Annotated in this window: 15 protein-coding genes; 3 read left to right on the top strand and 12 right to left on the bottom strand. The window is 72.8% G+C overall.

Going from position 1 to position 25,662, the window contains the following annotated elements; genetic code table 11:
• Positions 1-15 precede the first annotated feature (15 nt).
• The 4 genes from ACFHW0_RS15820 to ACFHW0_RS15805 all read right to left on the bottom strand — a co-directional run bounded on the left by ACFHW0_RS15820 (position 16) and on the right by ACFHW0_RS15805 (position 4,326).
• The gene (locus ACFHW0_RS15820) at positions 16-729 is read right to left on the bottom strand and encodes a hypothetical protein (RefSeq protein WP_416608343.1); all 714 of its coding nucleotides are present in this window, start codon (positions 727-729) and stop codon (positions 16-18) included.
• Positions 730-917: 188 nt separating this feature from the next.
• Complete coding sequence (locus ACFHW0_RS15815) at positions 918-1,865, bottom strand: carbohydrate ABC transporter permease (protein WP_416608342.1); 948 nt, start codon at positions 1,863-1,865, stop codon at positions 918-920.
• Positions 1,862-2,833 carry a carbohydrate ABC transporter permease gene (locus ACFHW0_RS15810; RefSeq protein ID WP_416608340.1) on the bottom strand — a complete coding sequence of 324 codons (972 nt, stop codon included), beginning with the start codon at positions 2,831-2,833 and terminating at the stop codon, positions 1,862-1,864. The genes ACFHW0_RS15815 and ACFHW0_RS15810 overlap by 4 nt, the downstream gene beginning before the upstream one ends.
• 128 nt (positions 2,834-2,961) lie before the next feature.
• Positions 2,962-4,326, bottom strand: coding sequence for an ABC transporter substrate-binding protein (locus tag ACFHW0_RS15805; protein WP_416608338.1), 1,365 nt, complete (start codon positions 4,324-4,326; stop codon positions 2,962-2,964).
• 226 nt (positions 4,327-4,552) lie between these two features.
• Between ACFHW0_RS15805 and ACFHW0_RS15800 the strand changes: the two genes are divergently transcribed.
• Positions 4,553-7,051: a hypothetical protein gene (locus ACFHW0_RS15800; protein ID WP_416608336.1), complete on the top strand. Its 2,499-nt coding sequence runs from the start codon at positions 4,553-4,555 to the stop codon at positions 7,049-7,051.
• 71 nt (positions 7,052-7,122) lie between these two features.
• On the opposite strand, the gene ACFHW0_RS15795 is transcribed toward ACFHW0_RS15800, so the two are convergent.
• Positions 7,123-10,176 (bottom strand): alpha-mannosidase, encoded by a 3,054-nt coding sequence (locus ACFHW0_RS15795; protein ID WP_416608334.1) that lies wholly within the window; start codon positions 10,174-10,176, stop codon positions 7,123-7,125.
• Positions 10,177-10,364: 188 nt separating this feature from the next.
• Between ACFHW0_RS15795 and ACFHW0_RS15790 the strand changes: the two genes are divergently transcribed.
• Complete coding sequence (locus tag ACFHW0_RS15790) at positions 10,365-12,350, top strand: hypothetical protein (protein WP_416608332.1); 1,986 nt, start codon at positions 10,365-10,367, stop codon at positions 12,348-12,350.
• A 65-nt stretch (positions 12,351-12,415) separates the two neighbouring features.
• On the opposite strand, the gene ACFHW0_RS15785 is transcribed toward ACFHW0_RS15790, so the two are convergent.
• The 5 genes from ACFHW0_RS15785 to ACFHW0_RS15765 form a co-directional block, all read right to left on the bottom strand.
• Entirely contained in the window at positions 12,416-15,235 is a 2,820-nt protein-coding gene (locus ACFHW0_RS15785) for an alpha-mannosidase (protein ID WP_416608331.1), read from the bottom strand.
• The gene (locus ACFHW0_RS15780; RefSeq protein WP_416608329.1) at positions 15,232-15,813 is read right to left on the bottom strand and encodes a D-sedoheptulose-7-phosphate isomerase; all 582 of its coding nucleotides are present in this window, start codon (positions 15,811-15,813) and stop codon (positions 15,232-15,234) included. The genes ACFHW0_RS15785 and ACFHW0_RS15780 overlap by 4 nt, the downstream gene beginning before the upstream one ends.
• On the bottom strand, positions 15,806-16,846 hold the full coding sequence (locus tag ACFHW0_RS15775; protein WP_416608327.1) for an ROK family protein: 1,041 nt from the start codon (positions 16,844-16,846) through the stop codon (positions 15,806-15,808). Before ACFHW0_RS15775 ends, ACFHW0_RS15780 begins: the two co-directional genes overlap by 8 nt.
• Positions 16,847-17,106: 260 nt before the next feature.
• On the bottom strand, positions 17,107-18,153 hold the full coding sequence (locus ACFHW0_RS15770) for a LacI family DNA-binding transcriptional regulator (RefSeq protein WP_416608325.1): 1,047 nt from the start codon (positions 18,151-18,153) through the stop codon (positions 17,107-17,109).
• A 22-nt stretch (positions 18,154-18,175) separates the two neighbouring features.
• Positions 18,176-20,074, bottom strand: coding sequence for an MBL fold metallo-hydrolase (locus tag ACFHW0_RS15765; RefSeq protein WP_416608323.1), 1,899 nt, complete (start codon positions 20,072-20,074; stop codon positions 18,176-18,178).
• Positions 20,075-20,177: 103 nt separating this feature from the next.
• On the opposite strand from ACFHW0_RS15765, the gene ACFHW0_RS15760 reads away from it, so the two are divergent.
• Positions 20,178-22,280, top strand: a complete 2,103-nt coding sequence (locus tag ACFHW0_RS15760; protein ID WP_416608321.1) for a beta-N-acetylglucosaminidase domain-containing protein — start codon at positions 20,178-20,180, stop codon at positions 22,278-22,280.
• Here the strand turns inward: ACFHW0_RS15760 and ACFHW0_RS15755 are convergent.
• On the bottom strand, positions 22,236-23,774 hold the full coding sequence (locus tag ACFHW0_RS15755; protein ID WP_416608318.1) for an FAD-dependent oxidoreductase: 1,539 nt from the start codon (positions 23,772-23,774) through the stop codon (positions 22,236-22,238). The genes ACFHW0_RS15760 and ACFHW0_RS15755 overlap by 45 nt on opposite strands.
• Positions 23,771-25,612: a hypothetical protein gene (locus ACFHW0_RS15750; RefSeq protein ID WP_416608316.1), complete on the bottom strand. Its 1,842-nt coding sequence runs from the start codon at positions 25,610-25,612 to the stop codon at positions 23,771-23,773. Before ACFHW0_RS15750 ends, ACFHW0_RS15755 begins: the two co-directional genes overlap by 4 nt.
• Between the last annotated feature and the right edge of the window lie 50 nt (positions 25,613-25,662).

Here is a 25,662-nt window from a genome sequence, read left to right as displayed (position 1 = left end):
CACGATCGCGGTCTCTCAGGCCAGCAGTTGCTCGCGCATCCTCGCGCCCGGATTGAACCCACCGACGACCCGGGGGCCGGCCGGATCGTGCACGTCGAGGGTGTTGTTGCGGCGCATGAGCTCACGGACCGCAGGCGGCAGCCGGGGCGGGTCGTCCATGGCGGCGAGAACCCGTCCGGCGCTGGAGATCAGCCGATCGGCCAGCGCGGCGGCGTCGGTGTCCACCCGCACCCGGCCGTACTCCCAGCCGGCGGTGGTGAGGTCGAGCACCTCGAACACGCTAGTCACCAGGGGGTGCGGGTCGGTCACCCGGTCGAGCCGGGCCGCCTGGCTGCCGAGCACCGTGACGGCGGCGGCCACCTGCGCGTACGGGTGGAAGCCGCTCGGCAACGTGAACAGCGGCCAGCGCAGGGCCGGGCCGGCCTCCCTCCACAGCGGCCGGTAGTTCCGGCGGTGCACCAGGAGCCGTCGGCCCGTCCGTCGGTGTACCTCGTGGGCCTGGGCCTGGAGGTCCGCGTGGGCCTCGTCGGCGACCTGGCTCACGATCCGGGCCGCCACCACCAGGCCGTCGTCGCCGTCCAGCATTGCGGTCACCGCCTCGACCTGCTCGGCAAACCGGAGCTGCGCGTGGGCGCCGTACCGATGCTGGACGTCCCGTAGCAGAGCCTGCTGCCGTCCCGGATCGAGCTGGACCCGCCCGCCGCCCAGCAGTCGCTGGAGCCAACCCATTCCGCCTCGTTTCAGCAGAGCCGTCCCGGACTGCGGCAATGCTAGTGCGTCGGACCTACCCGGGTGCGTAAGGGGTGGCTGACCCGTTGCCCCCTGGCCGGTAGGCAACCTACTGCCAGATGTGCGGTTCATGCGGACGCGGCGTCGGGCCCGGCGCGGAGCCGGGCCCGACGCCGCGTCTGTGGAGATCAGCCCTTGCGGCCCTGGGTGGCGACGCCCTCGATGAAGTACCGCTGGCCGAAGCTGAACAGCAGCAACATGGGCAGCGTGACGAGCAGCGAGGCGACCATGACGTACTGGTAGTCGCCCTGCCCGCCCGCCGTGGGGCTGTATTTCGTCATGGCGTACGCGATGCCGAGGGGAGCGGTGAAGTCCTCCATCGACTCCCCGTTGAGATAGATCAGCGCGCCCTGGAAGTTGTTCCACGCCGCCTGGAACTCGAACAGGAAGACGATGACGAACGACGGGATCGACAGCGGCATGGCGATCTTCCAGAACAGCTGCCAGTAGTTGGACCCGTCGATCCGGGCCGCCTCGAACAGTTCTCGGGGCAGGCTCAGGTAGAACTGCCGTTGCAGGAAGATGTAGAACGCCGAGCCGAACAGGTTGGCGCCGAACAGCGGCACCCAGGTGCCGAGGAGACCCGTCTCCTTCCAGATGAGGTACATCGGGATCATCGTGACCGCGCCGGGCAGCATCATCGTGCCCAGGACCAGCCCGAACAGCAGGTTGCGTCCGGGGAAGCGGAAGTACGCGAACCCGAAGGCCACCATCGAGCTGGAGATGGCGACCGTTATCGCGGCGAGCAGTGCGATCGACACGCTGTTGAACACCCAGTGCAGCAGCGGCAGCTCGCTCCAGACCTGGACGTAGTTGTCCCACCGCCAGGTCTTCGGGATCAACGAGTTGTCGAACACCTGGCTGGCCGGCTTGAGGCTGGCCGCGATCAGCCAGACCAGGGGATACAGGAACAACGCGGCGAACCCGACGAGCAGGAGGGTGAGCAGTACCCGCCCGATCGTCCACCTCGTGGGCCGGCGCCCGGGATCCCGTTGCCCTGCGGGGGGCGCGGCGTCCACGGCCTGGGCCAGGACGGGGGCCGCGGTGGGTGCGGTGCTGGGGCCGATTGTCGTCACGACCGCTCTCCCTCGTAGTACACGAAGCGGTTGCCGACCTTGACCTGGATGAAGGTCAGGATCATCAGGATGACGAAGAGCAGCCAGGCCATCGCCGCCGCGAAGCCGAAGTTGAACTGCCGGAACGCCTCCTGGAACAGGTAGACCGCGTAGAACAGCGACGCCTCCGGCGCCGGGTTGTTCTGGTCCCGCCAGAACAGCAGGTAAGCCTGGTCGAAGATCTGGAACGCCGCGATGGTCAGGATGATGACGTTGAAGAACAGGGCCCCGGAGATCATCGGCAGGGTGATGGAGAAGAACTGGCGGACGGGTCCCGCCCCGTCGAGCGAGGCGACCTCGTACAGGTCACGCGGCACGTTCTTGAGCGCGGCCAGGAAGATGACCATCGTGCCGCTGACCGTCCAGAGGGCCATGAGCACGATCGACGGCTTGACCCACGTCGGGTCGACCAGCCACTGCGGGCCCTCGATGCCGATGAAGCGCAGGCCCTGGTTGATGGCGCCGGTGTTGCCGTTCAGCAGCAGGAAGAAGATCGACGCCGTGGCCACCGCCGGGGTCATCTTCGGCAGGTAGTAGACCGTGCGGAAGAACCCGGCGCCGCGGCCCACCCGGTTGAGCAGCACCGCCAGCAGCAGCGCGAAGCATATCTCCAGGGGTACGGCCAGCACGGCGTAGAACAGGGTGTTCGCCAGCGACTTGGCGACCTTCGGGTTCTCCAGCAACGCCTCGTAGTTGCTGGTCCCGGTCGGCCGGATGACGTTGGTGGCCAGGTTGTACTTGCTGAACGAGATGACCAGGCTGTAGATCATCGATCCGGCGGTGAAGACGAGGAAGCCGATGATCCACGGCGAGATGAAGAGGTAGCCGGCCAGCGCCTCCCGGCGGTTGTACTTCCTTCCCCGGCCCGGCCGTCTCCTGCTGCTGTCGCGAGTGCCGTCGCCGGAGGGCGCGACGGTGGTACTTGTCATCCAACGCCTCCATGGTGTGCCGGGTGCCGGAAGTTCCCGGGGTGGATCGCAAGATCTCCACAATGCGGCGTGGCGGGCTCCCGCGCCATGCGAGGGCCCGCCACGCCCACGAGGAACGTTGCTGGCGGTCAGCCGCCGGTAACGGTCTTGTACGCGTTCATCGATGCCGTCTGGGCGTCGGCGAGCGCCTGCTGGGCGGGCTTGCTGCCGAGCAGCGCTGCGGTGACGGCGTTCAGCAGTTCCTGCTTGATCTGCTGGCCGGCCGGCGAGGCTCCCACGCTCTTGCCGGCGTCCGCGACCTCGTAGTAGGTGCTGATCACCTGGTCGAAGCCGGCGTCACCGCTGGGCTTGACGTACTTCTCCCGGATGGCCTTGTCGGACACCGGCGACCCGGTGAACAGGCCGGTGTTGATGGACTTCTTCTCCGCCACCGTCTTGGCCCGAGCCTCGGCGGCGGCGTTCCAGGAGCCCTCCTCGGTCAGCGCGAGCGCCCACTTGCAGGCGGCCGAGGGGTTCTTGGCCTGGGCGGGGATCACGAACGAGGTGCCGCCGGCCTGGGTGACCGGGTTGCCGTCCTTGCCCTTGAACGGCACGGCGCCCAGCTTGATCTTGTCCTTGTACGGCGAGAGGACGTTGGGGTACCACTGGGCGTCCACCTCCGCCCCGACCTGGTTCTGCACGAACTGGTTCTTCTCGCCGAACATGTCGAAGGAGTCGGTGAAGCTCTTGTACTTGGCGAACCCGCCCTGCGCGTCCACGATCTTCTTGAGCAGTTCGAGCGCGGCCACGTTGTTCGGGTCGTCCAGGGTGGGCTTGCCGTCCCCGTCGGCGAGCTTGCCGCCCATGCCGACGAGCCAGAGGTTGATCTGACCGGTCGCCTGCGGGTTGAAACCGAGCGTCGTCGGCACGCCACCGCTGGCCTTGTACATCTTCGCGACGGCGGCGAGCAGCTTGTCGGGGTTCGACGTGTCGATGTCGGCGTCCTGCACGCCCGCCGCGTCCATGGCCTTCTTGTTCAGAATGATCGCCGCCGGCTGGTAGAACTGCGGCACCGCCCACATCTGGCCCTTGTACGTGACGTCGTTGGCCACCGCCGGGTACCAACGGTCCTTGGTGACCTTGTTGACCTCCAGGCACTTGTCGAGCGGCTGGATGAGGCCCTGGGCGGCGTAGGTGAGGACCAGCTCACGGTCCATCTGCACCACGTCGGGGACGTTGCCGCTGGCCTGGCGGGTGGTGAACTTCTGCGCGTCGAAGCCCGTCTGGTCCATCTCGATCTTGACGCCGTCGAGCTGCTTGGCCGCGTACTCGATCCGGGCCTTGCCGACGTCGTCGGCGTTGTTGAAGCCCCAGGCGCTCAAGGTCCCGGTGGGCTTGGCGTCGAAGTTCGCGGCCTCGCCGCCGCTGTCGCCTTCGGACGATCCGCAGGCGGCAGTCGCGACAAGTGCGGCGGCGACGCCTGCGGCTATGAAGGCAGCTCGCCTTTTCCTCATCTGGGTCCCTTCGACGGCGTGCGGGGCCGGCGGGGCCGGCCCTCAAGAGGCTGAGGTCAGCATGGAATCCGTACCAGGCGGGACCGTATCCGAACGTGAGACCGGACACAAGCGGAGAATGTTTCCATTTGATATCGGCCCAGGTCAGAGGCAAAACTGGGGTTGCCACGACGGCCGAAGTGGAGTTGGATCCGGTGTGACAACGATGCCACAACTGGGGGCCTGAGTGCCGGCCATCAGCCAGATCCTGCTCATCGGACATACCCACCACGACGTGGGCTACACCAACAGCCCGCGGCTGCTGGACGACCAGCACCGGCGTGTCGTCGCCGAGGTGCTGCGGCTCTGCGAGGCGGACCCGGAACCGGGCCCGGCCCAGTTCCGCTGGACGTTCGAGGTGGCCCGGCCGGTGCTGCGCCACCTCGCCGAGACCGGCGAGGCCGGGGCGGCGCGGCTGCGGCAGCTCGTGCACGAGGGCCGGATCGCCGTGACGGGCGGCTACCTCAACATGACCCAGTTGCCGTCCGATGCGGAGTTCGGGGCGGCGTACGACGCGGTCGAGGTGCTCCGGGCCGCCGGGCTGCCGGTGCGCACCGAGCAGCACGGCGACGTCAACGGCATCGCCTGGGGCACCGTCGAGGCGATGCGGCGGGCGGGGATGTCCCGGCTCGTGATGGCGCTCAACCCCGACCACGGCCGGGCACCGTACGAGCAGCCGACCGGGTTCTGGTGGGAGGGGCCCAGCGGCCAGCGGGTGTTCGTGTGGCTGTCCACGCACTACGGCATCGGCGAGGAGTGGGGGATCGTCGACGGCGACGTGGTCGCCGCGCAACGCCACATCGCGGCCTTCGTCGAGCGGCTGGCGGCGCGCCCGGACTACCCGTACGACGTCGCGGTGGTCCACGCGGCGAACGACAACCGCTGGCCGACACCGTTGTTCCTCGACGTGGTGCGGCACTGGAACGCCGTGCCGGGCAACCCGCCGATGCGCACCGCGACCATCGACGAGGCCCTCGACCTGCTGGAGCCGCAGGCCGGCCGGGCGGACGTGCCGGTCGTCCGCGGCGAGTGGTCGGACTGGTGGTCGCACGGCCACGGCTCCACGGCCCGGGAGGTGGCCGTCTACCGGGAGGCCCGGTCGTTCGCCCGGGCGGCCCAGACGAGTCTCGGGCTGACCCTGCTCAGGGGGGACGGCGAACCGGCGCTCGCCCACGTGCTCGGCTACCGGCGCGGGCCGACCCGGCTGCGCGACGAACACGAGGTGGTCGCCGACCTGGCCAGGGTGGACGAGGACCTGCTGCTGTTCGGCGAGCACACCTGGGGTTCCTGGGAGACGTACTCCAAGCCGCACTCCACCTTCAGCCACTCGCACTGGAACGCCAAGGCCGGCTTCGCGTACCAGGCGTACGACCTCGCGCGTGACCTGGCCGTCGAGGGGATGTTCCGGCTCGCGGCGAGCGGCGCGGACCCGGCCGGCGCGGCGTCCGTGCCGGCCGCGGGCGACGGGATCCTCGTGGTCAACCCGACGGAGCGCGACCGGACCGAGCCCATCGAGGTCGAGCTGGACACCACCCGTCGGGCGCGGCTGGTCGCCCGGGCGCCGGCCTTCGGTGTGGCACTGCTGCCGACGCCCGGAGCGTCGACGGCGCGCACCGGCCGGGAGATCGCCGTGGGGGCGTACCGGGTGGTGGTCGATCCGGCGTGCGGCGGGGTGGTGTCCCTGGTCGACCGGCGCGACGGCCGGGAACTGGTGGACCCCGACGTGCCGCACGGGCTGGGCGCCGTGGTGATCGAGAGGATCCCCACCGGCTGCGACCATCCGATGGTGGTGCGCTCGCCCAAGGACTTCCATCCGGACTTTCCGGGGCCGGACTTCGAGCGGCTGGTCGCCCGGGGCGAGGACGAACCGACGATCACCGAGTCGGCCGAGCTGGCCACCATCACGTGGCGGGTCACCCCGGCGGATCTCCCGGCGGCCACCGTGGCGCTCACCCTCTACCGCGACGCCGACGTCGTGGACCTCGACGTGCACCTGGTCAAGCCCGCGCGGCTCGAACCGGAGAGCATCTTCGTGGCGTTCCCGTTCGCGGTGCCCGACCCGGAGTTCCTGCTGGAGACCGCCGGCGCGGTGTACACGGCCGGGACGGAACAGCTCCCGGACACCAGCAGGGACTGGCACTCGGTCCAGCACGCGGTCGGCGTGACCAACCGTGACCACGGCATCCTGTGGGGCAGCTTCGACGCGCCGCTCGTGCAGGTGGGCGGCTTTCACACCGGGCGGTGGGCGCGGACCCTCGCGGTGGCCGGTGGGCGGGTGAACAGCTGGCTGATGAACAACCTGCACTTCACCAACTTCCAGGCGAGCCAGGACGGCACCCGGCGGTACCGCTACCGGTTCGCCGCGCGCTCCGGCCCGGTGACCCGCGAGCAGGTCCGGGTGTACGGCCGGAACCTGCTGGAACCGTTGCAGGCGCGGCGGTACGCGGGACCGGTCGGCGCGGCGGGCGGCAGCGGGCTCCGGGTGGAACCGGCGGACCGCCTGCTCGCCGAGGTCCGGCCGGCCGGCGATCAGGCGGTACGGGTACGGCTGCGCAACGTCGGCGCCGAACCGGTGGCGGCCACCGTCGACTGGGCCGGCCCGGGGGTGACCGGCGGCGGTCCGGTGACCGTCGCCGGCCACGGGATCGCCGACGTGACGCTGCGCCGCGCCGACCCGCCGTCCTGACCCCGGCGACCCGGGCGTGGTCTTCGCTGACGGACTCGGCGAAGACCACGCCCGGGTGGCACCACGCTCTCTCAGACCCGCGCCGGCGTCAGCCGGAGCGTCACCACCTGGAACGGCGTCAGGGCGAGGTCGACGGCCTCGCCCTCGACCGTGATCGGGGCCAGCGCGGCGACCGATTCGTCCGCCCGCTCCAGCAGGTCGACCACCCGGGCCCCGGCGAGGGCGAACGAGGTGCGCAGGCGGGCGCGGGCGCGTCCGCCGAGCGACTCGTACAGCCGGACGATCACGTCGCCGCAGCGGTCGTCGGCCAGCTTCACCGCCTCCACCACGACGGGCGGGTCGCTGACCTCGATCAGCGGGTCCACCGGGTGCCCACCGGTGCGCCGGCGGACCGGCAGGTTGGCCCGGTAGCCCTCGCGTACCGCGTCCTCGATCTCCGCCCCGCAGACCAGGGCGTAGCCGAAGCGGTGCGCGCCCCGGTCGGTGTCCGGGTCGGGGTAGCGGGGGCCGCGCAGCAGGGACAGCCGTACGGTGGTCGGCTGCGCGCCCTGCGCGTCGCCGGGCGGCCGGCGCGTCACGTCGTGGCCGTACGTGCCGTCGTTGACCAGCGCCACGCCGTATCCCGGTTCGCCGACGTGCAGCCACCGGTGCGCGCAGATCTCGAAGCGCGCCGCGTCCCACGAGGTGTTGGTGTGGGTGGGCCGCTGGAGGTGGCCGAACTGGATCTCCGAGCTGGAGTGCGTGGCCTGGACGTCGACGGGGAAGGCCACCTTGAGGAAGGTCTCCCGCTCGTGCCAGTCCACCTCGGTCTCGAACCGCAGCACGCGCTCCCCGGCGGCGAGGGACACCGTCTGCACGTACGCGGAGTCGCGGTCGGTGCGGCTGATCCGGACGCGGACGCACCGGGGATCGTCGGCCTGGACCGTCAGCTCGGTGACCTCGGTGAGGTCGTGGCGCCGGTTGCGGTAGAACTCGTCGACGTCCCAGGCGTCGAACTTGTTCGGGAGGTCCGGATGCAGTTGCAGCACGTTGGCCGGGGCGCCGGCCGGCAGCACCTCCCGGTCGGCCACCAGGTCGCGGATGGCCGCGACGGTCCCGTCGGTGGCGATGCGCACCCGGAGCAGACCGTTGTCCAGCAAGGTGCCGTCCGGGCCCGGCCGCACCGACACCGCCGGGGCGCCGGCGTCGGGCCCGGCGCCGTCCGCGGGGGTCGTCGCGATCCCGAGCGCGGGCACGCCGGGCCGCGTGTGCGGCGCGGCGTTGGCGACCAGCGGCACCGACCCCGGGCCGGTGAGCGCCGCGAGCGCCGCGTCGATCAGCGTCTCCAGCCGGTCGGCCAGTCTCGCGTACGTCTGCCGGGCCTCGCGGTGCACCCAGGCGATCGAGCTGCCCGGCAGGATGTCGTGGAACTGGAGCAGCAGGGTCTCCTGCCAGATGGCGTCCAGTTCGTCGTACGGGTACTCGTGGCCGGTCCGCGCCGCCGCGGTGGCGCACCACAGCTCGGCCTCGCGCAGCAGGTGCTCGGTGTGCCGGTTGCCGCGCTTCATCGCCGACTGGCTGGTGTACGTGCCCCGGTGGTATTCGAGGTACATCTCGCCGTTCCACACGGGCGCGTCCGGATACTCGTGTTCCGCCTCGGCGAAGAACTCGGCCGGGGTGCGGATGGCCAGCCGGGGCGAGCCCTCGAGGTCGGCGACCCGGCGGGCGATCTCCAGCATCTCCCGGGTCGGCCCGCCGCCGCCGTTGCCGTAGCCGAACGGCAGCAGCGACACGGTGGAGCGCCCGTGCTCGGTGAAGTTGGCGACCCCGAACGCCAGCTCGCGCCCGCTCAGCTCCGAGCTGTACGTCTCGGCCGGCGGGAAGTGGGTGAAGACCCGGCTCCCGTCGATGCCCTCCCACCAGAAGGTGTGGTGCGGGAAGCGGTTGGTCTGGTTCCAGGACATCTTCTGGCTGAGGAACCAGCGGAAGCCGGCGAGGCGGGCGAGCTGCGGCAGGGACCCGGAGTAGCCGAACGAGTCCGGCAGCCAGACCTCCCGCGGTTCGATCCCGAACTCGGCGGCGAAGAACCGCTTGCCCTGGGTGAACTGGCGCACCAGGGCCTCGCCGCCCGGCATGTTGGTGTCGGACTCCACCCACATGCCGCCGACCGGCAGGAACTGCCCGCCGGCCACCTTCTCCGCCACGCGGCGGTACACCTGCGGGTGGTGCTCGCGCAGCCAGGCGTACTGCTGGGCGGAGGAGCAGGCGAAGACGAGTTCGGGGTACTCGTCGGCGAGCGCCACGACGTTCGAGAAGGTACGCGAGCACTTGCGGATCGTCTCGCGTACCGGCCAGAGCCAGGCCGAGTCGATGTGCGCGTGGCCGACGGCCGTGACCCGGTGGGCGCTCGGCGCCGCCGGGGAGGCGAGGACGCCGGCCAGCCGCTTGCGGGCGGCGGGCGCGCTGCCGGTGAGGTCGCCGAGGTCCAGCTCGTCGAGCATCAGCTCGAGGGCGCGACGGATCTCGTGGTGCCGCGGGTCGGTCACGGCCAGCTCCAGGGCGAGCTGGTGCAGCACCTGTACGTCCAGGACGAGCGCGTACACCTCCTCGTCCCGCAGCGCCAGTTCCGCCCGGTCGAGCCGGTAGAGCGGCGTGTCGGGGGCGGTCTCCCGGTCTCCGAGCTGCGTGACGATGCCGTCGAAGCGGGGGTTCGCCGCGGCCTCGACGTACACCTCGACGCGCTCGCCGCCGGCCGCCTCCCGCGCCACCGGCACGTATGCCGTGCGTGGCTCGATGCCCTTGATCGGCGTGCCGTCCGGCGTGTACGCGAGGCCCTCCGAGCGGAAGCCCGGCCCGGCCCGTTCGAAGCCGAGATCGACGATCAGTTCGACCCGCCCGCCGCGCATCCGCTCGGGCACCTCGCCGGTGAACCGGAACCAGGTGGTGCTCCAGGCGGGGCCCCAGAACTGGCCCACGGCGAACGGCGCGTAGGGCAGCGCCAGCCCGACGTCGGCGGGCACCGGCTCGCCGGGCAGGTGGGCCGCCTCGACCGTCACGGGCTCGACGTCGCGGTAGATCGCGGGGATCAACCGTTCGAGCAGCACCCGGTCGATCCGGTGGGTCAGGTTGGACAGAGAGCGATGCATCGGGAAGCTCCCGGGGGAGTGAGCGGCCGGGCCGCTTGTGGGAACGAATCCACAGACGCAACCACACGCTTTTTGCTCGTGTCAATGCGTTCTGTCCGTCCGATCCCTGGCCCTGTAGGGATACTTCCGCTATCTTGGCGGCTCAATAGTGGTATCGATCCCAGAGCGCGAAGGATGTGCACGTCACGGTGACCGGTTCCCTGCCCGCTGCGGTCGCAGCCCCCACGCCACTGCGCAACGCGGCCGGTCGGACGGTCGGCTCGGCGCCCGGGACGGTCGACGTCGTCCGGGCCGACGGCCGTGCCGAACCGGCCGGCGACGGGCCGTTCACGGCCACCCTCGACTGGGGGCCGCCGTCGGCCACGGGCCGGCGGAACGTCCGGCTGACCGTCGAGTACCGGGGCGACGCGGCGGTGGACGCGGGAATCCGGTACCGGGTCGACCTCGCCGCCGACCCCGATCCGCCGTGGTGGTTGCTGCCCGGCGCGTTCTACGGCGAGAACCGGCCGGCGGACTGCCTGCGGGTGTATCCCCGGTTCGCGGTCGACGGCACCGACCACGCCGGCATGGTGAGCGACCACTGGGAGTTCCGGGCCGACCGGGCGGCCACCCCGGCGGTGTTCGGCTGGGCCGGCGAGGGCGGCGTCGCCCTGGTCGCCGACGAGACCACCGTCCTCGGCATGACCGGGCTCGGGTTCGGGCACGACGCCGGGCGCGGCCGTGGACACCTGCACCTGACGTTTCCGTTCCGGGAGGCGCCGGTCAGCTACGACGGATCCGCGGTACCGGGGCCCGCCGAGGTCAGCACGTACACCTGGCGCCCGGGCGAGCGGGTGGAACTGGACCTCGCCGTCTACGCACTCGACCGGGACCGGCACGGCTACGCGGCCGTGCTGCGCGAGGAGCACGCCCGCCAGGCCGCGGACGCCCCGCTGCGGCCCTGGGTCGACGTCACGCAGGCCGCCGTGCTGGCCGCCGAGGGGTTGCGCCGGTGGCACTACGCCGAGCCCGGCGTCCTGCTGGAGACGGTCGCGTTCGACCGGGGCATCAGCGGCCAGGACGGGCTGCCCGTGGACCGGCAGGCCATGCACGTGGGCTGGGTCAGCGGCATCCCGTGGGCGTACGCGCTGCTGGCTCACGGCCGGCGGGTCGGCGCGACGGCCGACGTCACGGCCGCGGAGCGGGTCATCGACTTCTGCTGCGCCGAGCTGTCCCCGTCGGGCACCTTCTGGGGCGTCTGGTACCGCCACCGGGGCTGGTCGCAGAGTTGGTCACCGGTGCCGCACACGCTGCACTCGCGCACCCTCGCCGAGGCGACGCAGTTCCTCGTCCGGGCCCTGGAGCTCGACGGTGATGCGGGCGGCTCGCGGCCGGCGTGGATCCACGCGGTCCGGTCGAACCTCGACGCCGTCGTCGCCCGGCAGCGGCCGGACGGCAACCTCGGCTCGACCCACCACGCGCTGACCGGCGAGGTGCTCTCCTGGGCCGGCTGCGCGGGACTGGCCTGGGTGGGCGCGCTGGCCGAGGCCGCCCGCTGGGACGGGCCGGACGGCGCCGGGGGCGGGTACCTGGCCGCCGCCGTCCGCGCCGGGGAGTACTACGCGCCGTTCGTGGAGAGCGAGTTCCTGCACGGCGCGCCGGAGGACGTGGACCTGGCCCCCACCTCGGAGGACGGCTACGTCGCGGTGATGGCGTACCTGGCGCTGCACCGCCGCACCGGCGAGCGGCGCTGGCTGGACCTCGCCCGCCGTGCCGCCGACTGGACGCTGACCTTCCGGTACACGTACAACACCACGTTCCCGGCCGGCACCCTGCTGCACACCTACCGGTTCGCCACCCGGGGGGCCGACAACGCCTCGCCCTCCAACCAGCACCTGCACGCGTACGGGCTGATCTGCACGGCCGAGTTCGCGGAACTCTCCGCCGCCTGCGGCGACCCGCACTACGTCGAGCGGGCGCGCGAGGCGCTGGCCTGCTTCCGCCAGTTCGTCGCGCGCTTCGACGGCGACTTCAACGCGTACCGGGGGATGGTGAGCGAGCGGTACTACCAGACCGCCTGCTTCCAGCCCAAGGGAATGCTGCTGACGCTGTCGCACGCGTGGAGCGTGGGGGTGCTGCTGCTCGGCTGCGAGCAGGCGCTGGCCGCCCCCGCCCTCCTGGTCCCGCCCCGCTGACCCGCCCCGGCCACGCAGCGCGGGGCGGAGCGGGTCAGCGGGGGAGTGGTCCCGCGCGCCGGGACTCAGCCGCCCTCGCGGCGGCGTTGGTTCGGGGCCAGCCGCTCGGCCGGCATCGTCGCGTCGGAGGACTCGCGGTCGGGCTCGGTGCTGCGCCGCCCGCCCGGCGCCGCCGGGATCGCCGACTCCGTGACCGACCCGGGCGACGCCTCGGCGAGGTCCCACTCGATGAGGTCGACCTCCCGGACGGGGCCCCCGTCGACCGGCACCCGGAAGGTGCGCAGCTGGCTGGGACCGAAGTCGGCCTCGATGACCCGCCCGAGCACCGGCAGGTCGATGCGGACCCGGGCGGGCCGGCCGGTGGTCTCCACCGCCCGGACGACCAGGTCCGGGGCTGCGCCGCCGTCCTCGTGGCCCTTCACGGCGGTCACCATCACCTGGTCACCGCCGTCGGACAGGTAGCTCTGCCGGGCGGGCAGCGGACCCCGGTGGAAGCTCTCCAACATGGCCCGGACCGGCGCGCCCAGCTCGGCCGCCCGCCGGAACAGGCCGGCCTGCCGCCAGTCGCCCCCGTGCGGCACGAGCAGGTAGCGGAAGGACTGGATCCCCTGGTCCTGGTACGAGTAGAAGCCGTCCGGATCGAGCTGGCGCGGATCGTGCCAGGAGTAGACGGGGCTGCGGGCGGCCGTGATGCCGATGCTCGGGGTGTCCCCGTCGGGATCGCCGGGCGAGACGTCGTACCCGTGCTTGGCGTTGTTGACCACCGCGAGCCCGGCGGGCCGACCGTCCACCGTGCCGCTGACGTCCACCCACGACTGTGCGGGGTTCTCCCCGCCGTCGACCGGCTGCCCGATGGACCCGAACGGGATCTCGTACGTGGCGACCGGGTCGTTCACGGCCGTCGGGAAGCAGAGCTTGAGCAGGTGGGCCTGCTCCCGCCAGTCGAGGGTCACCCGGACCTCGACGTGGTCGTCGCGGTGCCCGAGGATGAACTCCTCCACCATCGTGGAACGGTTCCACGCCCGCTCCACCCGCAGTCGGGCGCGCAGCGGCCCCGCCTCGCGCAGGGTGACGCGGCTGGTCCGCATGGGAGCACCGGGCCACCGGTACGAGACGACCCGGTGGCCCCAGGTGTCCGTCGGGTCCTGGCAGATCTGGGTGTGCTCGCCCCGGGCGCCGGCCACCAGGTCCACCCCGGTCCGCTTGTCGAGCAGCCCGCGCAGCCATCCGGTCTCCGGGTCGATCTCCACCCGGAGCAGGTCGTTCTCCAGGACCGTGTCGGTGGCCCGCAGGTTGCCCGCGGGCCGCTCACCGGCCGGCGTGTCCGCCGGCGCGGCGCCGGACCGCAGCCGGTAGAGCCGGTAGCCCAGCGGCGGCAGCACCGCCTCGAACACCGTCGCCCCGCGTCCCTTGTCGTCGGTGGTGGCCACCGACTGGGTCCGCTGGGCGAGCGTCACGCGGTCGTCGGCGTCGACCACGTGCACGCCGGTGGGCTGGGTGCCGTACTGGAGTTCCACCTGCGCCGTCACCGGCCAGGGGTGGGGATTGAAGACCAGGACGGGCTGGGTGCCCTCGGCCAGCGGGATGTCGACGTGCCGGGCGATCACGTTGTGCGTACGCGTGATGATCCGCTTGGCGACCGCCACCGCCTCGCCGAGCTGGTCGCGGGCGTCGTCGTACGCGCTCTCGATCGCGGAGCCGGGCAGGACGTCGTGGAACTGGTTGAACAGGATCTGCCGCCAGGCCCGGCCGAGGTCGTCGGTGGGGTAGTCCAGCCCGAACAGCGTCGAGCCGAGCACCGCCCACCGCTCCGCGGACAGGATCGCGGCCTGCGCGCGGCGCTGCCAGAGCTTGATCCCGGAATGCGCCGAGTAGCAGCCCGGGGCGTGCATCTGCAGGTCGTCCCGCCAGACCGGCAGCTTCGCCAGCCCTTCCTCGCCCTGGTTCTTGGCGAACTCGTCGAAGTAGCGGGCCGGCGAGGAGATGACCATCCGGCCGAACGAGCCCATCCGGTCGTAGCGGTGGATGGACTCGATGTTGGCCCGGGTGGGCCCGCCGCCGTGGTTCCCGACGCCGAAGTAGATCATCATGTCGCCCAGGCCGTGGTCGAGCACGCCGAGCGACTTGTCGGTCTGCCCCGCCACGTCACCGGGCGGGCTGCAGTACTCGAACGGGATCCGGTAGGCGAGCACGCGGGAACCGTCGGGCGACTCCCACCAGAAGGCGGTGCCGGTGAGGTGGGACTCGTGCGGGCCGGGCCGCAGGAAGCAGTACGCGTGCATGCCCTGGCCGCGCAGGATCTGCGGCAGCATGCCGTTGTGCCCGAACGGGTCGACGTTCATGCCGACCGTGGCGGTGACCCCGAACTTCTCCTTGAGATAGCGCTGCCCGTACAGCCCCTGCCGGACGAACGACTCGCCCGAGGGCATGTTGCAGTCCGGTTCCACCCACCAGCCGCCGACCATCTGCCAGCGGCCCTCGGCGACCCGTTCCCGGATCCGGGCGAACAGTTCGGGGTCGGACTCCTCCACCCAGCTCAGCAGCACCACCTGGTTGCAGGTGAACACGAAGTCCGGATACTCCTCCATCCGGTGGATCGCCGACCAGAAGGTGGCCCGGGTCTCCTGGTAGCCCTCCTGCCACGGCCACAGCCAGACCGGATCGAGGTGGGCGTTGCCGATCATGTGCAGGGTGCGTTGCGGCGTCGCCGCCGGGCGGCGCGCGGGGTGCAGGCCGGGCGGCTGGTCGCCGGAAGGGGCGTTGGCGACCGGCGCCGTCGGGCGTCCGGTGGTGGCCTCCGCCGCCGTCCGTTGCCGGGGCGGCTCCGCCGTCGGCGGGGCCAGTGGCGTGCTGCCGGTGCTGTCGCGGTGGTCGGGCTCGGTCACGCCGTGGGCTCCTCGCCGGCGGCCCACGCGTCGACCATCTCGCTGATCACGTGCAACATCAGCGTGTGCATCTCCTGGATCCGCTGGGTGCTCTTGCTGGGCACGAGCAGGGCGTGGTCGGCGTGGATCCGGGCCGGACCGCCGTCGCCACCGGCGAACAGCACCGTCGTGGCGCCGCCGGCCTGCCCGGCGGCGAGGGCCGCCACGACGTTGGGGGACCGTCCCGAGGTGGTGAAGGCGATGACCACGTCGTCCGGGCGGGCGAGCGCGCGCACCTGGCGGGAGAAGACGTCCTCGTACGAGTAGTCGTTGGCGATGCAGGTCATCACGCTGGCGTCGGTGCTCAGGGTCACCGCGGGCAGTGGCCTGCGGTCGCGCTTGTAGTGGCCGATGAGTTCGCCGGCGAGGTGCTGCGCGTCCGCGGCGCTGCCTCCGTTGCCGAGGGTGTAGACGACGCCGCCGCGGGCGAGCCGGGCGCAGACGAGCTCGCCCACCGTCCGGATGTCGTCGGCCAGCGTGGTGGTCGCCTCGGCGACGGCCACGTGGTCGTCCAGTTGGGTCTTCAACCAGTCAGACATGGGCTCGCTCCACTCGCAGGTTCCGGGTCAGCCCGCCGGCCAGATCGGCCTCGGCGAGCAGGTCGTGGCCGATGGCTCCGGCGCCCACCACGCAGACCAGGTCGCCGAGTTCGGCCGGGACGACGCGGGCGGCGCGGGCCGCCGGCGCCATGGCCTCCCGCGCCACGAGGGCGCGGACCGGGTCGATCAGCATGGCTCCGGCCCGGGTGACGCCGCCGCCCAGCACCACCATGTCGGGTTCGAACACGTTCACGAGGTCGGTGACCGCCGCGCCGAGCAGGTCGACGGTCTCGGTCCACACCCGCACCGCCAGCGGGTCGCCGGCGGCGGCCGCCGCCGAGACGTCCGCGGCGGTCACCGTGGGCAGCGCCGACATCGACGAGGCCGCGCCACCGGCCAGGGCCTCGCGGGCGCGCTGGGCGATCGACGTGCCGGAGGCGTACGCCTCGACGCAGCCCCGTCGACCGCAGCCGCATCGCCGGCCGCCCCGGTGCACGGTCAGGTGCCCGAACTCCCCGCCGTTGCCCGCGGCGCCGCGGTGCGGGGTGCCGTTGATGACGGCGCCGCCGCCGACTCCGGTCGAGACGGTCAGGTAGAGCATGGTGGTGGTGCCCCGGCCGGCGCCGAACCGGTACTCGGCGATGGCACCGACGGTCGCGTCGTTCTGCAGCGCGAACGGCACCCCGAACGCGTCCGCCGCGAGCGGCCCGATGGGCACGTCTGTCCAGCCGGGCAGGTGCGGTGGGGACAGCAGCATGCCGGACGGCGCGTCCAACGGTCCGCCGCAGGCGATGCCCACCGCCCGGACGGGGCCGACGCCGGCGAGTTCGACGGCGCGGCGGCCCATCTCGAAGAGCCGCCGTGTCACGACGCGCCAGCCGTCCTCCCGGCGGGTGGGCTCCACCACCAGGCCGTGGCTGGAGCCGTCGGCCGTCACCACGCCCACGGCCAGCTTCGTGCCGCCGATGTCGAGGGCCAGAACCGGGCCCGGGCTGCCGACGGGCGGCAGGGCGAACGGGTCAGGGTCGGTCATGGGAGTCCTCTCGGTCGGCCCCGGGGGGTGGTGCAGCGGGATGCCCGCGGGGTCCCCCGGGGCGGCCGTCGGAAGGCCGGCGGTCTATGGGATCGATCCCAGGCAGAGCCTAGGAGTGAGCCCGGACATCGTCAAGGGAGGGCAGCCGGGTGGGTGCTACGGAACGTGGGCGGGACGCGGCGGCACGTGTTCGCCCGCAGTGCCGGGTGACGGAGCCGGCGCGTGCGCCGGTGCGGTCGGGCCGGCGCGTCGCCGCCCGGTCAGTGTGTCCGGGGCGGGGCCGTCGAGCCGCGGGAGGTGACCGTGGCCGAGAGCAGCACGGTGCGCACCGGCGCGTGCGGCGACTGGATGCGCTCGAAGAGCTGGGAGATGGCCGCCTCGCCGAGGGCCACCGGATCCTGCGCCACGGCGGTCACCCCGGGCTGGACCAGGCTCATCCACGAGACGTCGTCGAACGACACCAGGCTGAGCTGATCGGGGATGGTGAGGTTGAGTTCGGTCGCGGCCCGCCACACGGCCTCGGCGAGGACGTTGTTGGCGGCGAACACGGCGGTCGGCGGTTCCGGCCGGCTGAGCAGCTTGTGTGCCTCGATCCGGGCGGCGTCGACGTCCCAGCCGGCGCTGACCACCAGCGAGTCGTCGAACGGCACGCCGGCCGCCGCGAACGCCGCCCGGTAGCCGGCGAGCCGGTCCCGGCCGGTGGTCCAGTGCATCTCGTCGATCACCATCGCGATGCGCCGGTGGCCGAGGTCCAGCAGTTGCGAGGTGACCTGCCGGGCGGCACTGCCGTTGTCGACCATGACGGCGTCGCAGGCGCCCAGCGAGAACTGGCGGTCCACCTCCACCACCGGGATCCGCTGCCGCGCCAGGTAGGTGCTGATCTCCGCCGACACCGGGGTGACGATGACCCCGGCCACCCGCAGGGCCACGAACGCCTCGGCCGCCTCCGCCTCGACCTCCGGGGAGCCGCCGTCGTCGGCCAGCATCATCGTGTACTGCCGCTTGCGGGCCTGCTGGCTGATGCCGGCCGCGAGCCCGGCGTAGAACGGGTTGTTCAGGTCCGACACCAGCACGCCGATCGACTGGCTGGCCTGCTGCCGCAGGTGCCGGGCGGTCGCGTCGGGCACGTAGCCGAGGCTGCGGGCGACCTCCCGGACCCGGTCGCGCACCGCCGGTGCGACGTACCCGCGACCCGTCAACGCGCGGGAGGCGGTCGACCGGGACACCCCTGCCGTCTCGGCGACCTCCCTGATGGTAGGCCGACGTGCCGGAGGAAACCCGTCGGGCACTGTCAGCCCACTCTTCATTCGGCCACCCGTCCCGCTTCCGTCACGTCGACCCAGCTTCTGTCACGTCCACCAGTGCCTCCGCGTGCTGACCCAGGTGGAGATCGCCGATGCTCACATCGGCGGCCATCCGGGCCCGTCGTCGCGCCGGCCCTGTCATCGTCACCTCGATCTCTATCTCTCCCCGCCCGAGCGGGGGCAACGAGATCGCCGCGACGTCCGGCACAGCGACCCAGCCTACCGGCAGCACAAGACATACCACGGCTTTCTCGACGGAGGGTCGTGGGTTGCTCACGCTGACGACGAAGCGGGTGACCGTGCCAGTCTGCGCCCGCGAGTAGTACGGCGCAATTCGGGCGAGTACGCCGTCCGCGACGACCTCGCCCTCGTCCAGCGGCAGCAGGTCCTGGTGGATCCGGACGAGTTCGTCGCCCGCCTCGGTCAACAGCTCCAGGTAGTCGTCGGTGACCCAGCGCGGCGACCAGTGCCCGGAGACCATCAACCCCGGGCCGACCCGACGGTACAGCTCGGCGCTCGCCCGGTAGTCGCCGATGCGGAAGCGGTTGCGGTACTGGTAGTTCAGGACCTCGCGGGGGCCGCCCCGCACTCCCGAGCCGACCTGTTGGTCGCTGGTGACCAGCACGGTCACTCCGTCCACCACGAACTCGTACGCCGCCGCGTAGAGGGTGTGGCCGGGCAGTTCGTGGACCATGATCTCGTACTCGTGCCAGGTGAAGCTCTCGCCCAGCGGCAGCCGCCGGTCCACCGGGATCGGGTCGTACCAGGTGCACGGCAGGTCCTGGACCATGGGTGCCTCGAGGATCCCGGCCACGTTCTCCGGCGCCCAGATCTCGGTGCCCGCCACGTCCCGCAACAGGTTCATGCCGGCCACGTGGTCGTCGTGGTAGTGGGTCGGCAGGGCCACCTCGATCGACGTGACGCCGTGGTTGCGCCGCAGCGCCGGCAGGGAGGCCAGCCAGGGGCGGCGCGACGCCCGGTCGGTGCCCGAGGGCAGGCCGGTGGTCATGTCGTAGCCGTAGTCGATCACGAGGGCCGCGCCCGTCGCCGAGAGCAGGACGTAGCTGCACGAGTTGCTGGTCCGGTTCAGCAGCAGGTGCTCGGTGAGCGCGGTGAACGGGTTGTCCAGCCGGTCCCGCAGGTCCCACGGGTACGGGCGGCGCGAGTCGACGTACTGGCCCATCCGGGTGGCGAGCAGGCCCAGGGCCGCCCGCGGCTCGTCCATCGGCTCGCCGTGCGAGGGCAGCAGCAGGTCGAGGTCGCGCTCCATGAGCTGGTAGCAGCTCAGCACCGTCATCGCCGGGCCCTCGTTGTCGGTGTACGACCACTGCGTGGCGGCCAGCGACCAGACCTTCCCGGGCGCGTAGACCAGGTCGCCGGTGAACGCGAGGCGACGGCCGTCGCGTTCGACGAGGTAGGTCACCGACCCGGTGGTGTGGCCGGGCGTGGGCACCACCTCGACGGTGGTTCCGGCGTACGTGCGGCGCCGGTACTCGGGCACCACGTCGTGCACCGGTACCGACTCCAGTAGCGAGAACCTGTCCTGCCGCAGGTTGTAGTCGTTGTGGAGGGTGCGCGCCTGCCACATCCCCTCCACGTCGGCGAACAGGTCCCGCTCGACCGGCGGCACGTGGACCCGGATGCCCGCGGCCACCGCCAGCGGCAGGCCCTGCCCCTGGTCGCGGTGATGGTGGGTCATCAGGACGTCGGTGATCCGGTCGATCCCCATCTCGGCCAGGTGATCGAGCGCGAGACCGGAGCCGAAGTCGATGGCGAAGGCGGTGCGCGGGGCCGGGGTGCCGTCCCGGCCGGTGACGCCGTCCGGTCCGTCGGAACCTTCCGGCGAGCGCACCACGTAGACGTTGCAGGTGTCCCTTACCCGGAAAATGCCGGGCGCAATCTCCGATACGCGCGACGCGGTCATGTGCGGCATGGTATCGATCCCATAGCGCCTGGGGAAGATTCAATATTCGCACCAAGACAAGCGTTGGTTCATAAGGGAAGGACCTGCTGATAACGTTCCCAGAATGTCGGCTCTCATCCCCTCCCCGGCTGGTCAACCACCCCCCGTCCTGTCCACCCGCGGCACCGTCGAGGGCTTCTACGGCCCGCCCTGGCCGCACGCCGAGCGCATGTCGCACCTGGAGTTCTCCGCCCGCGTCGGCCTGAACGCGTACGTCTACGCCCCGAAGAACGACCCCTACCACCGGGCCCGCTGGCGGCACCGGTACCCGGCACCCGACCTCGCCCGGCTCGCCGAGCTGGCCGAGACCGCCCGTACGCTGGGCATCCGCTTCACGTACGCGATCAGCCCCGGCCTGTCGATGCGCTTCGCCGAGGAGGTGGACTACCAGGCGCTCGCCGCGAAGGCCGCCCAGTTGCACGACGCCGGGGTGGACTCGTTCGCCCTGTTCTTCGACGACGTACCGGCCGAACTGACCCGGCCCGAGGAGGTGGACCGGTGGCCCGGCGCCGGGGCGGCCGGCGCCGCGCACGGCGAGACGTGCACCCGGTTCGTGGCGGAGTTCCTCACGCCCCGTGGCATCCGGGAGCCGCTGCTGGTCTGCCCCACGGACTACGCCGGGGTCGAGGAGACCGCCTACCGCCGCCGGTTCGCCGCGACCGCCCCGCCGGACATCGTGGTGGCCTGGACCGGGCACGACATCGTGGTGGGCGAGGTGAGCCGGTCGGACATCGACAAGGCCGCCGCCAGCTACCAGCGCCGCCTGATGCTGTGGGACAACTTCCCGGTCAACGACTTCGAGCCGAGCCGGCTCTTCCTCGGCCCGCTCACCGGGCGCACCACCGAGCTGGCCGGCTCGCCGCTGGCCGGGGTGCTCGCCAACCCGATGATCCAGGCCGTGCCGTCCCGGATCCCGTTGATGTCGGTGGCCGACTGGGCCCGCGACCCGGATGGCTACGACCCGGCGGCGTCCGCCCGGCGGGCGCTGGACGCGGCGGCCGGGGCCGGAGCGGAGCACCTGGCGCCGCTGGTCGGGGTGTGCGGCTCCTGGCCGCCGAGCGCCGAACCGGACGCCGAACTGGCCCGCGCGGTGGCCGACACCCTCGCCGGGCGGCCGGGCGCCGCCGGGGTGCTGACCGGACGCCTCACCGGGCTGGCCCGGGCGTGCCGCGCGGCGGCCGAGCCGGAGCCGCTGGTGGCGGCCCTGCGCCCGTGGCTCGTCGCGGGCGCCGACATGGCGGCGGCCGGACTGGCGGCCGTCCGCCTGCTGGACACCGCGACCGCCGACGCGGTCGAGGAGACCCGGCGGGCCCTCGCGCGGGCCGAGAGCCACTACGCCGACGTCCTGCGCGTGGTCGTCCCGCCGTTCGTGCGGGAGGTTTTGGACCGCACCGGCCAGCCGGATCCGGGACCGGCCGGACAGGCGGAGCGGGACGCGGCCGGCCGCCCCGCTCGCGCCAAGGGCCGGCCGGTGGCACTGCTGGTCACCGGCGAGCGCCGTACCGCCGGGGACGAGGCCGTCGCCGCGCTGCTCGGCGAGCGGGGGTACGCGGTGTGCCGGCGGCACGCGCCGGGCCCCGACGAGGTCGCGGCGGCGTCGCTCGTCGTCGTCACCCGGGGCGCCGACGGACCGGCGATCGAGGCGGTCGCCCACGCCGGCGCACCGCTGCTGGCCTGGCACGGCCTCGTCCCGCTCGGGCTCGCCCGGCACAGCGAGGTGTTGCTCGCCCGCGACCGGGTGCGGATCGTGGACCCGGCCGACCCCGCCGCCGCCGGGCTCGCCGACGTGGTGTCGGTCTACCGGGGACCGGCCAAGCTGACGGTCGCCGAGGTCGGGCCGGACGCGCAGATCGTCGCGCTGGTCGTGGACGAGAACCGCCCGGCGCTGTTCCGCTACCCGCGGGGCGCCCGACTGCCGGACGGGACCGTCGCACCCGCGCCGCGGGTCGGCGTGTTCCTGGGCGCGGACGGCCTGGCGCCGTGGCTGATGACCGCCGACGGGAGGGCGCTGGTCGTGGCCGCGCTGGACGCCTGCGCGGCCCGGGGCCGGCCCGCGCCCGACGCGGGGGAGCGGCCCGACGCGGTCGCGACGGGCCCCGCCGCCAATCGGCAGCGGGGGGCGTCACAGCCCGAGGACCTGCCCCGCGTCCCGGAGGTGTCGCTGTAGCAGGCGGGTGTCCACCGACTGCACGGGTCGGCCGTCGCGCAGCGCCAGCGTGGCGGCCAGCCCGGCGACGTGCCCCAGCATCTGGTACTGCACCTCCATCCGAATCGACGAGAACGCCACGTGCGAGGCGGAGACGCAGACCGGGACGACGAGGTTCAGGCAGTCGGCGTAGCGGGGCACCAGCGCGCGGTACGGGATCGGGTACGGCGGCGTGGGCACCGACAGGTAGCCCTCGGTGAACACCATGGCCACCGGCCGGGGGTGCTCGGGCACCCACCGCCACGTCCGCTGCACCTCCCGGACGTCCAGGTGGTACGAGCCGAGGGCGACGACGTCGTGCTGCGGCCGGGCGCCGAGCAGGTCGTGCTCGGTGAGGACGTACTCGCCGAGCATCCGGCGCGCCTCCCGGACGTAGAGCTGGTGCGGCAGGTGCCCGGTGTCGGGGAACTCGTCGGCCGGCAGGCCCCAGCGCCGCAGCTCCCGCCGTACGCTCGCCGGGACGGCCGGGTCGTTGGCCAGGAACCAGAGCAGGTCCTGGGTGTGGTGCAGATGGTGCAGCCGCAGCTCCTCCCGGCGCGCGGGGTCGGCGTCGGGATACTCCCAGGCCGAGCCGTCGAGGACGTTGAGCGAGAACGGGCCGAGCGAGTTGCCGTCGCACTTGCCGTTCGGCAGGTTGGCCTCCAGCCCGAGCAGTGCCCCGGCCGCCGGCTCGAAGCCCTGTCGGCGCCAGTGGTGGAACAGGCGGCGGCCGAGTTCCCAGTGGGCCTCGTCGTAGCCGTCCCGGCGGGAGAACGGGACCCGGTCGGCGTCGGTGGTGAGGCAGACCCGGTAGCCGTACGCCATGACGCCGCCGTCGCCCGTGCCGACCGGGGCCAGCGGGCCGGTACGCAGCTGCGGCAGCACGGGGCCCTCGCGGTGGCCCGCCGGATCGTCGCGGAACGGGGAGATGAACGGCGGCATGGTGTGCCGGCCGGGCAGCAGCTCCTGGCGTCCCGCCCAGCGCTCTCCGTACGACGCGCGGTCCTCCCGGCCCACGGCGTACGGGACCCCGGCGAGCGCGAGGAGGTCACCCTCGTAGCTCGCGTCGACGAAGACGCCCCCGGCGAAGGTCCGGCCGTCGCCGGTGGCCACCTCGACGATCCGCCCGTCCCGCAGCCGCGCCGAGCGCACCGCGCTGTCGGTGACCAGCCGGATCCTCGGGTGGTCGAGCCAGCGCTGGAAGATCGCCTCGGCGACCCGCGGTTCGGGGCCCGCGTAGTGGCCCACCGGCACGCCGTAGTGCTCCGCGACCTCCCGCCGGAACCGCGCGGCCGGGCCGCCCAGCACCCGCACGTCACCGACGTCGGTGTAGCCGAGTCCACCGGAGGTCATCCCCCCGACGTGTCGGCCCGGTTCGAGGAGCAGGACGTCGGCGCCCGCGTCCGCGGCCGCCACGGCCGCGCACACGCCGGCCGAGGTGGCGGCGTACACGACTACCTCGGCCGGCGTGCTCATCCGACCTCCAGCGGTCGGCGCGCGGTCGCCGCCGGAGCGTCGCCGGCCGTCTCCCGTCCGGCCCGGTAGTCCCGCCAGGTGCGGGCCACCAGGGCGAGGTCGTCGCCGGTCAGCTCCTCGGCGGAGCGGTCGATGCGTTCGGCGTAGTAGAGCGCCGGCACGCCGAGCCGGCGCTGCGCCTCGACGTACGCGCGCCACTCCGCCCGGTCCGCGATTGGCCACTGGTCGGTGTCGACGAGGTGGCCGGGCATCGTCGCCGCGACCACGGCGTGCCGGAAGGCGAGCTGGTCGACGGCCGGGACCACCCCGCCGGCCGGATCGCGTTCGAGAATGTCGTTGAGCCGGATCATGTCGCAGACGTCGCCGAAGCCGGGATGCGGCGTGTGGGTGACGACGAGGGCGTCCGGCTTGACCGCCTTCGCCGCCCGGTACAGCGTCTCCAGCATCCGGTGCAGCGCGGCGATCCCCCACGGGGCGTCGGCCGGGGCTCCCGGTCGCCGCAGCCCCCGACCGGTCGGCGCGCGCTGGGTGAAGTCGATCTTGAAGCCGTCCGCGTCCAGGCCGTCCGGGCCGAGCAGCCCGGTCACGATCCGGGCCAGCCGGTCGAGGTACGCGGGGCTGCCGGGGTCGACGGCGACCGGCCGCCCGCCCGGGTCGGTCACGCATTCCGCCGCCGGCAGGCCGGTCGGGTCCCACGCCTTCCACCAGAGCAGCACCCGCTGGCCGGCGGCGTGCCGCTGGTCGATCCAGGACCGCAGGTCGGGCCAGCGGGCCGGGTCCGGCTCGGCGGTGCCGTACGCCAGCTGCCAGCGGTCGTCGATCACCACCGTGCCCGGGACGACGTCGTGTTCCGCGAGCAGGCCGAGCCAGCCGTCGTAGCGGTCCTGACGGGCCAGGTCGAAGGCGATCGGCAGGCCGTCCGGCACCAGCGCCGGCCCGAGCTCCGACAGGTGGTACGGGTACGACATCGGCTGGCCCGGGATGGGCGCGGCGGCGCACTGCGCGCCCCAGCCGCAGAAGATCGGCTCGGTCCACCAGCCGGCCCGGGGCGTGGCCGCGGCGGCGGGCGCGAAGCCGCGTTCCACCAGGTCCGCCCGGTACGTCGCCAGGCCCTGCCACGGGTCGGCCGCCGGCCGGAGCACGACGGTGGGGCTCTCGAACGACCCCTCGACGCGCGTGTGCCCGTCGTAGTCGAGCTCCAGCAGGAAGCCGCCGTCCAGCGGGACGTACCTCAACTCGGTGAAGCGCAGGTCGGCGACGTGGCCCAGCACTCCCGCGGTGAGCCAGCCACCGTCGGGGACGTGGGTGACGTGCCGGGCGGGTTCGCGCCCGAACGCCAGCAACAGCGGCGGCGGGGAGAAGACGGCGTGCAGCCGTCCGGCCGAGGCGTCGCCGACGATCCCGAGGGCGGCGCCGGCGGAGGCCGGCCGCACCACCTGGACCGGCTCGGTGGGGGTGGGGTTGAACACCGAGGCGAAGTCGGTCGAGGAGCGGAAGGTGCCGCACGCCCCGCTCGGCAGGACCGCCCGGCCGCCCAGCAGTCGGACGTCGCCGAGCGTGCCGGAGCCGGTGACGCTGACCGACGCCTCGATCCGGTCGGCGAAGCAGCGCAGCCGGACCGACTTGGCCGTCCACGCGGTGCTCCGGCAGACCAGTTCCACCTCGACGACGTCCTCGCCGTCGCGCTGCCCGGCGGACACCACGGGCTCGCCGAAGTCGTACGACTCGTCCGCCAGGTCGACCCGGTCCACCGAGGCCAGCAGGCTCAGCCGGGACCAGATCCGGCCGTCCGCGTCGGCCAGGACGGCGAGCCGCTGCGGACCGCGTACCTGCAACACGTAACCGGCAGCCGTGACGGTGTGGGTGCCGGGCCCAGAGGTGAGCTTGA

The sequence above is a fragment of the Micromonospora sp. LOL_025 genome (genome assembly GCF_048060285.1).
Lineage (GTDB): Bacteria > Actinomycetota > Actinomycetes > Mycobacteriales > Micromonosporaceae > Micromonospora.
This window is presented reverse-complemented; position numbering and strand designations above follow the sequence as displayed.

Excerpts from the sequence above, each read along its gene's own strand:
- ACFHW0_RS15755 (WP_416608318.1), bottom strand. The coding sequence starts at position 23,774 with ATGAGCACGCCGGCCGAGGTAGTCGTGTACGCCGCCACCTCGGCCGGC.
- ACFHW0_RS15760 (WP_416608321.1), top strand. The coding sequence starts at position 20,178 with ATGTCGGCTCTCATCCCCTCCCCGGCTGGTCAACCACCCCCCGTCCTG.
- ACFHW0_RS15810 (WP_416608340.1), bottom strand. The coding sequence starts at position 2,833 with ATGACAAGTACCACCGTCGCGCCCTCCGGCGACGGCACTCGCGACAGC.
- ACFHW0_RS15795 (WP_416608334.1), bottom strand. The coding sequence starts at position 10,176 with ATGCATCGCTCTCTGTCCAACCTGACCCACCGGATCGACCGGGTGCTG.
- ACFHW0_RS15770 (WP_416608325.1), bottom strand. The coding sequence starts at position 18,153 with ATGAAGAGTGGGCTGACAGTGCCCGACGGGTTTCCTCCGGCACGTCGG.
- ACFHW0_RS15765 (WP_416608323.1), bottom strand. The coding sequence starts at position 20,074 with ATGACCGCGTCGCGCGTATCGGAGATTGCGCCCGGCATTTTCCGGGTA.
- ACFHW0_RS15780 (WP_416608329.1), bottom strand. The coding sequence starts at position 15,813 with ATGTCTGACTGGTTGAAGACCCAACTGGACGACCACGTGGCCGTCGCC.
- ACFHW0_RS15805 (WP_416608338.1), bottom strand. The coding sequence starts at position 4,326 with ATGAGGAAAAGGCGAGCTGCCTTCATAGCCGCAGGCGTCGCCGCCGCA.
- ACFHW0_RS15820 (WP_416608343.1), bottom strand. The coding sequence starts at position 729 with ATGGGTTGGCTCCAGCGACTGCTGGGCGGCGGGCGGGTCCAGCTCGAT.
- ACFHW0_RS15775 (WP_416608327.1), bottom strand. The coding sequence starts at position 16,846 with ATGACCGACCCTGACCCGTTCGCCCTGCCGCCCGTCGGCAGCCCGGGC.